General features: G+C 67.0%; 10 protein-coding genes. 7 read left to right on the forward strand and 3 right to left on the reverse strand.

Translation table 11 applies throughout. The features are described 5' to 3' along the window. Nucleotides 1-10 precede the first annotated feature (10 nt). Nucleotides 11-1072: a 3-isopropylmalate dehydrogenase gene (locus tag KKR91_RS11545; protein WP_210231629.1), complete on the reverse strand. Its 1062-nt coding sequence runs from the start codon at nt 1070-1072 to the stop codon at nt 11-13. A gap of 131 nt (nt 1073-1203) precedes the next feature. Between KKR91_RS11545 and KKR91_RS11550 the strand changes: the two genes are divergently transcribed. From KKR91_RS11550 to KKR91_RS11575, 6 genes are all read left to right on the forward strand, one after another. Next, on the forward strand, nt 1204-2460 hold the full coding sequence (locus tag KKR91_RS11550) for a sensor histidine kinase (protein WP_210231628.1): 1257 nt from the start codon (nt 1204-1206) through the stop codon (nt 2458-2460). Nucleotides 2461-2462: 2 nt separating this feature from the next. Beyond that, nucleotides 2463-3197: a response regulator gene (locus KKR91_RS11555; RefSeq protein WP_210231627.1), complete on the forward strand. Its 735-nt coding sequence runs from the start codon at nt 2463-2465 to the stop codon at nt 3195-3197. Between the two features lie 30 nt (nt 3198-3227). Further along, nucleotides 3228-3542, forward strand: coding sequence for an MmcQ/YjbR family DNA-binding protein (locus KKR91_RS11560; protein WP_210231626.1), 315 nt, complete (start codon nt 3228-3230; stop codon nt 3540-3542). Nucleotides 3543-3640: 98 nt separating this feature from the next. Beyond that, nucleotides 3641-4405 (forward strand): ABC transporter ATP-binding protein, encoded by a 765-nt coding sequence (locus KKR91_RS11565; RefSeq protein WP_210231625.1) that lies wholly within the window; start codon nt 3641-3643, stop codon nt 4403-4405. Between the two features lie 2 nt (nt 4406-4407). After that, nucleotides 4408-6918: an ABC transporter permease gene (locus KKR91_RS11570; protein ID WP_210231624.1), complete on the forward strand. Its 2511-nt coding sequence runs from the start codon at nt 4408-4410 to the stop codon at nt 6916-6918. Between the two features lie 110 nt (nt 6919-7028). Beyond that, nucleotides 7029-7550 carry a hypothetical protein gene (locus KKR91_RS11575; RefSeq protein ID WP_210231623.1) on the forward strand — a complete coding sequence of 174 codons (522 nt, stop codon included), beginning with the start codon at nt 7029-7031 and terminating at the stop codon, nt 7548-7550. A gap of 89 nt (nt 7551-7639) precedes the next feature. Here the strand turns inward: KKR91_RS11575 and metG are convergent, their stop codons facing one another. Beyond that, nucleotides 7640-9199 (reverse strand): methionine--tRNA ligase, encoded by a 1560-nt coding sequence (gene metG, locus KKR91_RS11580; protein WP_210231622.1) that lies wholly within the window; start codon nt 9197-9199, stop codon nt 7640-7642. Between the two features lie 116 nt (nt 9200-9315). Here metG and KKR91_RS17050 point away from each other — a divergent pair, with 116 nt between their 5' ends. After that, the gene (locus KKR91_RS17050) at nt 9316-9441 is read left to right on the forward strand and encodes a hypothetical protein (RefSeq protein ID WP_337925336.1); all 126 of its coding nucleotides are present in this window, start codon (nt 9316-9318) and stop codon (nt 9439-9441) included. Nucleotides 9442-10087: 646 nt separating this feature from the next. On the opposite strand, the gene serA is transcribed toward KKR91_RS17050, so the two are convergent. Continuing rightward, nucleotides 10088-11683 carry a phosphoglycerate dehydrogenase gene (gene serA / locus KKR91_RS11585; RefSeq protein WP_210231621.1) on the reverse strand — a complete coding sequence of 532 codons (1596 nt, stop codon included), beginning with the start codon at nt 11681-11683 and terminating at the stop codon, nt 10088-10090. Nucleotides 11684-11812: the final 129 nt, after the last annotated feature.

An 11812-nucleotide genomic window follows, 5' to 3' on the forward strand; every position in this document is an offset into this window, starting at 1 on the left:
CGTCCCGAGCTTATGACACGGCTGCGGTTATCGCATTGCCGATGGCCGCCGTCGTCCGCGGCTCTCCGGTGCGGGCGGCGACGTCGGCCTCCACCGCCTGCTCGACGCGGGCCGCCTCCTTCTCCAACCCCAGATGGCGCAGCATGAGCGCCGCCGAGAGGATGGCGGCGGAGGGATCGGCCTTCTGCTGGCCTGCAATATCGGGGGCGGACCCGTGGACCGGCTCGAACATCGATGGGAACGTGCCGTCCATGTTCAGGTTGCCGGAGGCGGCCAGGCCGATGCCGCCGGTGACCGCGGCAGCCAGGTCGGTGATGATGTCGCCGAACAGGTTGTCTGTGACAATCACGTCAAAGCGTGCGGGGTCCGTCACCATAAAGATGGTTGCCGCGTCCACGTGCAGGTAGTCGTGGGTGACCTCGGGGAACTCGGCTGCGACGGCCTCCACGGTGCGCTTCCACAGTTGGCCGGCGTTGACCAGCACGTTGTGCTTATGGACCAGCGTGAGTTTTTTGCGCGGGCGGTCGTTGGCCCGGCGGAAGGCGTCACGGACCACGCGCTCGACGCCGTGGGCGGTGTTCAGGGACACCTCGGTGGCGATTTCCTGCGGGGTGCCCGCGCGGAGCACGCCGCCGTTGCCGGTGTACGGACCTTCGGTGCCTTCGCGGACCACGATGAAATCGATGGTTCCGGGGTTGGCCAGCGGGCTGGCCACGCCGGGGTAGAGCCGTGACGGACGGAGGTTGACGAAGTGGTCGAAGCTGAACCGCAGCTTCAGCAGCAGTTCCCGCTCAATGAGGCCCGAGGGCATGCTCTTGTCCCCCGGTGCAGCGCCCACCGCGCCGAACAGGATCGCATCGTGGCCCTTGAGTGCTTCCAGGGTCTCCTCCGGCAGCGTTTCTCCGGTGGCGAGCCAGTGCTCGGCACCAAGCCGGTATTCGGTCAGATCGAACCGGACGGGACCGCCGGCGGTGACCGCCTGCAGCACCTTGACGGCTTCGGCTGTGACTTCGGGGCCGATGCCGTCGCCGGGAATGACGGCCAGGGAAACGGTGGAGGGCTGTTCGCTCATTCCGCCAGTCTAGGAAGAACGTCCACCATCCGGGCAAACCGTCTCACATAGTGGATTCATGAAACGAAGGGCCGAGGCTCCACCCGTGGCATGAGGCGCTGGCCCGCCGGCAGGCCCTAAAGTTGTTGTCCATGCTCGTGCACCGCCGAATCCATGCCTGGACGCAGGCAAACCCGTTCAAGGTTGATCTCACCCTGATGCTCAGTGGTGTCCTTTTCCTTGCCTTCCCCGCCCTGATCCTGGGAGGCCCGCACCCTGCCCTGGACTTTGTCCTCTCGCTGGGAATTATTGTCCCGCTCGCCTGGCGCCGGGCACGGCCGGTGTTGTCGGGCAGCATCACCGCGTCTTTCTGCCTGGTCCAGGTGTTGTTCAGCGACATGCCTGTACCGGCCGACTTCGTGCCCCTCCTGACCGTCTACGCGTTGGCGGCCTACGCGCCGCGATGGGCCAGCCTCGGCGGTCTGATGCTGGCCGCCATCGGCTGCGTCCTGTTTATCCTGCGGTACTTCGGGTTTCCCTATATTTCCTCCACCAGCGAGGTGGTGGTGTATGCGTTCAGCGTCATGGCGTTTGAAGCCGTGGTCCTGGTGGCCTGGACCTTCGGCGATCTGGCGCGCACCCGCCGTCTGGCGATGGAGGCCTTGCGGGACCATGCCCGCCGGCTCGAGGTGGAACGCCAGCAGGAACGCGATCTCGCGGCCGCAGACGAGCGCACTCACATTGCCCGCGAAATGCACGACATCGTGGCCCACTCGCTCTCCGTCATCATTACCCAGGCCGACGGCGCCCGGTATGCGAGCGCACAGGATCCGGAGATTGCCGCCAAGACCCTGGCCACCATCGCGGAAACCGGCCGCGGCTCGCTGCGGGAAATGCGCCGGCTGCTCGGGGTGCTCCGCGGCGACGAGCTGGCCTCCACCCGTCCGCTGCCGTCGCTGGCCGACGTCGGTGCGCTGGTGGACGCGGTCAAGCGTGCCGGTTTGGAGGTGGTGGTGGCCGAGACCGGAACGATGCGGCGCCAGCTTCCCCCGGGCGCGGAGCTGACCGCCTACCGGGTAATCCAGGAGTCCCTGACCAATGTCCTCAAGCACGCCGGTCCGGGCGCGCAGGCGGGCGTGGACCTGCAGTGGGTGCCCCGCGGGCTTGAGATCAATGTGCACGACGACGGGCGGGGCGCAGGCGCGGACGTCCCGCAGTCCGCTCCCCCGCATCCTGGCCGGCCTCCCCGGCAGGCCCCGGCCCCAGCCTCCGGCCCGGGCGCTGGTCAGGGGCAGGGCATCAACGGCATGGCCGAACGGGTTGCCCTCTACGATGGAACACTGCATGCAGCACCCGCGACCGGCGGAGGATTCCGCGTCACGGCATTCATTCCCTACACGGAGGCCTGAGCATGACCGGCACCCTGTCCCCCCACCCCGCTGACGAAACACCCGCCCCGATCCGGGTGGCCCTGGTCGATGACCAGCAGCTGGTCCGCGGCGGCTTCAAGATGCTGATCAATTCCCAGCCGGACCTCACGGTGGTGGCCGAGGCAGGCAACGGCCGCGAGGCGCTGCAGGCACTGGCAGCCGTCCGCGCCGACGTCGTCCTCATGGACGTCCGCATGCCCGGCATGGACGGCATTGAAGCGACCTCCCGGCTCCTGGAACGCGCCGCTGCCCAGCCCAAGGGTTCCACCGACGTCGACCTGAAAGTGGTGGTCCTGACCACCTTCGACCTGGACGAGTACGCCCTGTCGGCGATCCGGGCCGGTGCCAGCGGTTTCCTGCTCAAGGACGCGCCCCCCGAGGAGCTGCTGGAGGCCATCCGGACGGTGTACCGCGGTGATGCGGTGATCGCACCGTCGACCACCCGCCGCCTGCTGGACCATGTGGCTCCCCTGCTGCGCGAGCCCACCGCAGAGGTCAGCCGGCACGCCGCCGACGTCGAGCGCCTCACCCCCCGCGAGCGCGAGGTGTTCGGGCTGATTGCGCAGGGCCTGTCGAATCCTGAAATCGCCGCGCATTTGTTCCTCTCCGACGCCACAGTCAAGACGCATGTGGGCCATATCCTGGCCAAGCTCGGCGCCAGGGACCGGGTGCAGGCTGTCGTCATCGCCTACGAGACCGGTATCGTCGCTCCATAATCACCGAAGTGCCCAGCCCGGGAGGTGCGCATGTCCAGCGAAGCGGACGTCCGTTCCTTTTGCCTGGCGCTGCCCGGGGTGACCGAACGGCTGAGCTGGCAACAGCCGGCCTGGTTCGCCCGCGCCCTGATGGCGCGCATGTGGGAGGACGGCATCCTCACCGTGAAGACCACGGAACGGGAGGCCCTCGCAGGCACCGACCCTGACACGTATTACTGGACCCCGCACCACGACCGCTCCCCGCAGCTGGTCCTGGTGCGGCTGGACCGGGTGGACTCCGCCGAGCTCGAGGAGCTGCTTTTGGAGTCCTACCGGCTGGCCGGGCCGCTCCCGCCTGCGGGTTAGGCGCACGGAAGGCTCAGCCCACGGTATGAGAGCGGCCGCCGGGTTTCCCCACCCCTGATCCGATGTGCGGTTCCGGGCCGGCCAATAGCGTAGGGGGTATGACAACCCTTATTGAGCGCTCCCCCGTGCCCGGCGGCACCACTGCTGCCGCGGCCGCCCGGTCCCTGAACAAGACATACGGTTCCGGAGACACCGCCGTCCACGCCCTGTCCAACGTCGACGTCACCTTCGAGACCGGCACCTTCACCGCCATCATGGGCCCCTCCGGGTCCGGCAAGTCCACCCTCATGCATTGCCTGGCAGGCCTGGACACCGCTGACTCGGGCCGCATCTGGATCGGCGACACCGAGATCACCGCGCTGAAGGACGCCGAGCTCACCCGCCTGCGCCGGGACAGCGTGGGCTTCGTCTTCCAGTCCTTCAACCTGGTGCCCACCCTCACCGCTGAACAGAACATCACGCTGCCCGTTGCCCTGGCCAACGGCAAGGTGGACGCCGAGTGGCTGTCCACCATCACGCAGATCTTGGGCCTCACCGGCCGCCTCAAGCACCGCCCCCACGAGCTCTCCGGCGGCCAGCAGCAGCGCGTCGCCGTCGCCCGCGCCCTGCTCACCCGCCCGCACGTGGTCTTCGGCGACGAACCCACCGGCAACCTCGATTCGAAGTCCGGCGCCGAAGTGCTCTCCCTGCTGCGCCGCTCCACCCGCGAAATGGGCCAGAGCATCATCATGGTCACCCACGACCCGGTGGCCGCTTCCTACGCAGACCGCGTTGTCCTGATGAACGACGGCGCCCTGGTGGGCGAACTGGCCAACCCGACGCCGGACACCGTGCTCGCCGCCCTGACCAAACTGGGAGCCTGAGCATGCTGCAGGTAGCCCTGGCGCAGGTGCGCCTGAATGCCCGCCGCTTCATCGCCGTCTCCCTGGCCGTGATGATCGCCGTCGGATTCCTCACCGCCACCCTGGTCATCAATTCCTCCTCGAAGGCTTCCCTGGCCGAAAGCGTGGGTGAAGGGTTCCGCAACGCCGACCTGATCCTCACCAGCGAGGCCCCATACTTCACCGACGACGGCGTGGTCCTGCGCGACGACGCCGCCGCCGCTGCGCGGAACACGGCAGGAGTCGACGCCGTGTACCCGGTGGAGCAGGCCTTTGTCGCCTTCAACGACGGCAAGAAGAAGGTGTACGCCATGCTGACGAACACCCCTGACGAGGCGGCACTGCTGCCGGTGGACGTGGCGCTGGGAACGCTGCCCTCCAACGACACCCAGGTGGCGGTGGACCAGACCACCGCCGACCGGCACGGTCTGTCTATCGGCGCCATCCTCCCGGTGCAGCCGGGCGACGAAGCGTCCGATTCCCGGACCGTTGACCTGGTGGTCAGCGCCGTCGTCTCGGCCTCGAATGATCCCACCCAGATGGGAACGCCCCAGCTCTACTCCTCGGCCGCAACCGCAGCACTGTTCGCGGACCCGGACCGGGGTTTCGCGAGCATCCAGCTGGCGCTTGCCGACGGCTCATCTGCCTCCGGCGTCCGCGCAGAGCTGGAGCAGGACCTCACTGCTGCCGGCCTGGACGGCATCGCCGTCCGCACCTCGGCAGAGCAAACGGATGAAGTTGTTGCAGGTTTCACCGGCGGCGAAGACGCCCTGACCCTGGTCCTTTTGGCCTTCGCCGCCGTGGCCCTCCTGGTCTGCGCCCTCGTGGTCTCCAATACCTTCTCGGTGCTGGTGGCCCAGCGGACCCGGGAGCTGGCACTGCTGCGCTGCATTGGAGCCAGCCGCTCGCAGATCCGGCGCTCCGTCATTACCGAAGCCCTCCTCGTGGGGATTGTCGCCTCGATCGCCGGGGTGGCTGCAGCCATCGGCCTGGTGGCGGCCATCGTGGCCTATCTCAAGGGCATTCCGGAAAGCGGTTTTGCCACGCTGGCTGTCGCCCCGTCCGCCATCATCACCGGCCTGGTGATCGGTGTCCTGCTGACACTGCTGTCGGCGCTGGTTCCGGCGCGCTCTGCCACCGCCGTCGCTCCGCTGGCTGCCCTCCGCCCTGCCGACGACGTCCGTGCCGGCACCCGGCGCGGCCGGGTCCGGCTGGGTATCGGGCTGCTGTTGCTGGCGGGCGGCGGGGCGCTGCTCGGTTACGGCGCCGTCATCTCCGACCTGCTCTTTGCCGTACCCGGGGGCATGCTCAGCTTTGTCGGCATCCTGATGTGCGCCACATTGTTTGTCCCGTCCCTGGTCCGCACGGTCGGCGTCCTGGCTGCACCGCTGGGCGTACCGGGCAAGCTCGCCGCCGTCAACGCGGTGCGCAACCCGCAGCGCACTTCTGCAACATCTTCGGCCCTGCTGATCGGCGTGACCCTCGTGGCCATGATGATGACAGGGGCTGCCACCGCCCGGACCTCGCTGGACAGCGTCCTGGCCGCGGAGTTCCCCGTGGAGGTGAGTGTGCGCGGCGGTGTGCTGGGCGATACGCCGCTGACTGCCGCTGACGCACAGACGGCGCGGGGCGTGGACGGCGTAGCCGAAGCCTTCCTGCTGCCCGTGGTGGGAACCACGCAGATGTACGGCACAGCGGAGGCCGTATACGCCCTGGACCCCGCGGACGCCGCAGCCGTCCTGCAGGACCAGAGCCTGAAGCTGTCGCCGGGCACGATCCTCATGCCGCAGAACACCACCGCCTCCACGGTCACCGTCCAGGGCGCGGCTTCCACCGTTGAGCTGGACGTGGTGGCCAGCGGCAGCGGCCAGATGCGGCCGCTGATCAGTACCGAAACTGCCGCAGCCCTGGGCGGGGTCCCGGCAGCCGGCGATGCCTATCTCCAGCCCCAGATATGGATCTCCGTGCAGGAAGGACTGAGCAACGGCGAACTGCAGGATCTGCAGTCCGAACTCGCCGAAGCGCTGGGCGTGGAGGAATACATGGTCTCCGGCACCGTGATCGAACGGATGGCCTTTGAACAGGTCATCGATGTCCTGCTCATGGTGGTGACCGGGCTGCTCGCGGTGGCGGTGATGATCGCCCTGGTGGGTGTGGCCAATACGCTCTCCCTGTCGGTGCTGGAACGCACCCGGGAATCGTCCCTGCTGCGGGCTCTCGGGCTGACACGCGGGCAGCTGCGCGGCATGCTGGCCCTGGAGGCGCTGCTGATCGCCGGTGTTGCGGCCCTGCTGGGCTGTGTCCTCGGCGCCGGCTACGGCTGGCTCGGCGCGAAGTCCGCCCTCGGTTCCTTTGCCGACGTAGCCGTGGCTGTTCCCTGGCTGCAGCTGGCCGCGGTCCTCGCTGTCGCCGTCCTGGCCGGACTGGCAGCTTCGGTGCTGCCGGCCCGCCGTGCCGCGCGGCTATCACCGGTGGCCGGGCTGGCGGCGGACTAACCGGCAGCCGCGGGTTCCCGGGCCGATCAGCGGCTGAGGGAACTCGCGGCCTCCGCGCGGATCTGACAGGATACTCAGCAGACTGACAGTACCGATTAAAGGAGCAAACCATGTCCGACGCCGGAACCGCCTGGAAACCCGAGCACGCGTCACTGTCCGCGTATCTGGACGACCATTTGCTGGCTGCCGAATCCGGAGTGCGTCTCTTCGGTGCGGCCCGGCGCACGTGGGAAGGCTCCGAGTATGAGCAGACCTTCGCTGATCTGGAGAAGGAAATCTCGGACGAACGCGACGAGCTGCAGCAGCTGATCCTGGTGCTGGGCTACCGGCGGAGCAAGTTCAAGAAGGCAGTGTCCATGGTGGGTGCCGCTGCGGGGCGGCTGGGTCCGATCAATCCGATGAGCACCGGAGGCGGCACCTCAGGGCAGTTTGAGCTGGAATCCCTGCAGGCGATCGTCCGGGCCAAGGAGTGCCTGTGGCGGACCCTGCTGGCGCTTGCCGCCCACGACCACCGGTTCAACGTTCCCCGGTTGAAGGACATGCTGGAAATGGCCGGGCGGCAGCAGGACACCGTGGCCCGGGTGATGACCGAGACCGCGCCGGCACGCTTCCTGACCGGCATCTCGGTCTAAGGAACCCCCGGCCGCAGCACGCTCCGGTACGCAAAAAGCGCCCCTCTGAAACTTCAGAGGGGCGCTTTCGTCGTTCCAGCGGGCAGTAGCTATTCCGCGGGCTCTTCGTACTTCGGGAAGATCGGAGCGGGAGCCGGCAGCGGCGTGCCCGGCACCAGCGGCGTCGCGATCGCACTGAACTGCCGCGCGGCGTCGTCGTCCTGGCCGAGCACCGTCAACAGCTTGCCCGCGCTGTCCGGCATGACCGGCTGGATGAGGATGGCCACGATCCGCAGCACCTCCAGCGTCACGTACAGGACCGTGTTCATGCGCTCGACGTCGGTCTTCCGCAGCACCCAGGGTGCCTGCTCGGCGAAGTAGGCGTTCGTATCCCCGAGGACCTTCCACGTTGCTTCGAGCGCACCGTGGAAGTCCTGGACGTCGTAGGCCTTGCGGGAAATCTCCAGCAGCTCGCCGGCAGCGGCCAGGATCGCCTTGTCCTCAGCGGTGAACTCCCCCGGCTGCGGCACCGCGGCGCCGCAGTTCTTCGCCACCATGGACAGCGAGCGCTGGGCCAGGTTCCCCAGGTTGTTGGCCAGGTCGGAGTTCATCCGGCCCACTACTGCTTCGTGGCTGTAGGAACCGTCCCCGCCGAAAGGCACCTCGCGCAGCAGGAAGAACCGCACCGAGTCCAGCCCGTACTGCTCGGCCCATTCCTTGGGCGCCACCACGTTGCCCAGCGACTTGGACATCTTGACGCCCTTGTTGTGCAGGAAGCCGTGGATCATGACGCGCTTGGGCAGCTCAAGGTCAGCGGACATCAGGAACGCGGGCCAGAAGATGGCGTGGAAGCGCGAGATGTCCTTGCCGATGACATGCACGTCCGCCGGCCAGTACTTCTTGAAAGCCTCCGACTCGGTGTCGGGGAAGCCGACGCCGGTGAGGTAGTTGGTCAGCGCGTCCACCCACACGTACATAACGTGCTCGGAGTTGCCCGGAACCGGAACACCCCAGTCGAAGGTGGTGCGGGAGATGGAGAGGTCTTCCAGGCCGCCCTTGACGAAGCTGATGACCTCGTTGAATTTGGACTGCGGCGCGGCGAAGGCGGGCTGGGCCTCGTACAGGGCCAGCAGCTTGTCCTGGTAGGCGGAGAGGCGGAAGAAGTAGCTTTCCTCTTCGGTCCAGGTCAGTTCCGTCTCCGTCTCCTTGGAGTACCGGATGCCGTCTTCACGCAGCTCGGTTTCTTCTTCGGAGTAGTAGGCCTCGTCACGGACGGAGTACCAGCCGGCGTACTTGGAGAGGTAGATGTCACCCTTCTCCTCCATCCGCTTCCAGATGGCCTGCGCGGCGGCGTAGTGGTCCTTGTCCGTGGTGCGGATGAACCGGTCGTGGGAGATGTTCAGGTCCCGGCTCATCTGTTGGAAGGCAGCAGAGTTCCGGTCCGCGAGTTCCTTGGCAGTGATGCCTTCCTTGTCCGCGGACTGCTGCATCTTCAGGCCGTGCTCGTCGGTACCCGTCATGAAGAAGACGTCGTACCCGTCCAGGCGCTTGAAGCGTGCCATGGCATCAGTGGCGATGGCCTCGTACGCGTGGCCGATATGGGGCACGCCGTTGGGATAGGAGATGGCCGTGGTGATGTAGAACGGAGTCTTGGAATCGGAAGAAGTCACATAAGAAAATTACCCTGTTTTGGCAGGGCTTGTCGCTTCGGACGGTTCCGGCAGCGCCGAGGGCAACAGGGCGCACCCTGATTGACTGCGCTTCCGCTGCGGCGCGGTGTTGCCAAATGATGGCCTTCCGATTCTCCACCTACAAGGGTCCGCTGCAGGAAGCGGACGTGCCGGAGCCGGTGGTGGGCGGGAACGATGTCCTCGTGGACGTGCAGGCCGCCGGAGTAATTGCGGCCCACTGAAGGTCGCCACAGGTGTACTCTCGCGGTCCGGGGACGGACCGATCCCCGCGTTATGTGCACCCTCGGCGCCGAGAGTGCAGCTACGGCGGGTATCCGGGCGCCGGCAGCATCGAGAGCGCAGGTATGGCGGGTGCGGGCCGCTGATAGTCGCCATACGTGTACTCTCGCGGTCCGGGGACGGGTCCTTTCCCGCGTTAGGTGCACTCTCGGCGCCGAGTGTGCACCTATGGCGGTTAGCCCCGCGCCACGGATGGCCGAGAGTGCAGCTACGGCGGGTATCCGGGCGCCGGCAGCATCGAGAGCGCAGGTATGGCGGGTGCGGGCCGCTGATAGTCGCCATACGTGTACTCTCGCGGTCCGGGGGCGGGTCCTTTCCCGCGTTATGTGCACTTTCGGCGCCGAGTGTGCACCTATGGCGGTTATCCCCGCGCCACGGTCAGCACCGCCGTCAGGCCCAGGACCAGCCCGTTCACCAGCGCATTCGCAGCCTCATCATCCAATAGCTGAAAACGCCCGCCAGCAGCAGGGCGGCCGTGATCCAGGACTGTTCCAGCGGCGTTGTTGCCGGCTCCGCCTGAGGCTGCACGCCAAAAAGGAAGGGACCGGCCCGCCGAAGCGGACCGGTCCCCTGATGCGGAAGCAGCGGTTAGCTCTGCAGGTCGACCTCACGGACGACTGTGGCACTGATTTCCGTCCGCAGGGTTTCCAGTACGTCCTGCGGGACGGAGGAATCGACCGTCAGCAGCGACAGTGCCTGGCCGCCCTCGGAATTGCGGGCCACCTGCATGCCGGCGATGTTGATTTCCTTTTCGCCCAGGATCCGGCCCAGGGCGCCGATGACGCCGGGGCGGTCGGTGTAGATCAGGACCAGCAGGTGTTCGCTGATCGGGATTTCCACCTCGTAGCCGTTCACGCCCACGAGCTTTTCGATCTGCTTTGGTCCGGTCAGCGTGCCGGCGACCTCCAGCTGGGTCCCGTCCGACAGCGCACCGCGGATGGTCAGCACGTTGCGGTAGTCGACCACCTCGGCGGTTTTGAGCAGGCGCACCTCGATGCCGCGCTGCTCTGCCAGGACCGGGGCGTTCACATAGGAGACCTGCTCGGAGACGATGTCGGTGAAGATGCCCTTCAGCGCTGCCAGCTCCAGGGCCTTGACGTCCAGGGCGGCGATTTCGCCGGCCACTTCGATGTCGATGGCGGTGACCGAGTCGTGCGCCAGTGCGGTGAAGATCCGGCCGAGCTTTTCGATCAGCGGGATGCCGGGGCGCACGTCCTCGGCGATGATGCCGCCGGCGACGTTCACGGCGTCGGGCACCAGCTCACCGGCCAGGGCCAGGCGAACGGACTTGGCCACCGAGACGCCGGCCTTTTCCTGCGCCTCGGCGGTGGAGGCACCCAGGTGCGGGGTGACGATGACGTTGTCCAGGGCCTGGAACGGCAGGTCGGTGGAGGGTTCCTTGACGAAGACGTCCACCCCGGCGCCGGCGATCTTGCCCTCGGTCAGTGCCGTGTACAGCGCGTCTTCGTCCACGAGACCGCCACGGGCCACGTTCACCACGTACGCGGTGTCCTTCATCTTCTCGAACGCGTCGGCGCCGAGCATGCCCAGGGTTTCCGGGGTCTTGGGCATGTGGATGGTGACGAAGTCTGCCTGCTCCAGCAGCTCGTCCAGGGTCACCAGCTTCACATTCAGCTGGGCCGCGCGGGCCGAGGTGATGTACGGGTCGTAGGCGAGGATCTCTGTGCCGAAGCCCTGCAGGCGGGCAGCGACCAGGGCGCCGATGCGGCCCAGGCCGATGATGCCAATCTTCTTTTCGAACAGTTCAATGCCGGAGTACTTCGAGCGCTTCCACTCGCCGCCCTTGAGCGCGGCGCTGGCCTGCGGGATGTGCCGGGCCAGTGAGAGGATGTGGCCCACGGTCAGTTCCGCGGCGGAGATGATGTTGGAGGTGGGGGCGTTCACCACCATGACACCGGCCTGGGTGGCGGCCTTGATGTCCACGTTGTCCAGGCCCACGCCGGCCCGGGCAATGACCTTGAGCTTCTTCGCTGCGGCGATTGCCTCGGCGTCGACCTGTGTGGCGGAGCGCACCAGGATGGCGTCCACGTCGGCGATGGCGGCGAGGAGCTGGGCCCGGTCCGCTCCGTTGGTGGACCGGATTTCGAAATCGGGGCCGAGTGCCTCGACCGTAGCCGGGGATAGTTCTTCCGCAATCAGTACGACTGGCTTGGTGGCTGTCACCGGTGACCTCTTTAGCTGTGGTGGTTTCTGGTGGGGATCTTGGTGAAGCGTTTTTCTGCGCAAAGAGGCCGGACCCGTTGCACCGGGCCCGGCCTCTTTACCGAAACGGCTTGCTCATTCGAGCTTATC

The sequence above is a fragment of the Arthrobacter jiangjiafuii genome (assembly GCF_018622995.1).
GTDB classification, from domain to species: domain Bacteria; phylum Actinomycetota; class Actinomycetes; order Actinomycetales; family Micrococcaceae; genus Arthrobacter_B; species Arthrobacter_B jiangjiafuii.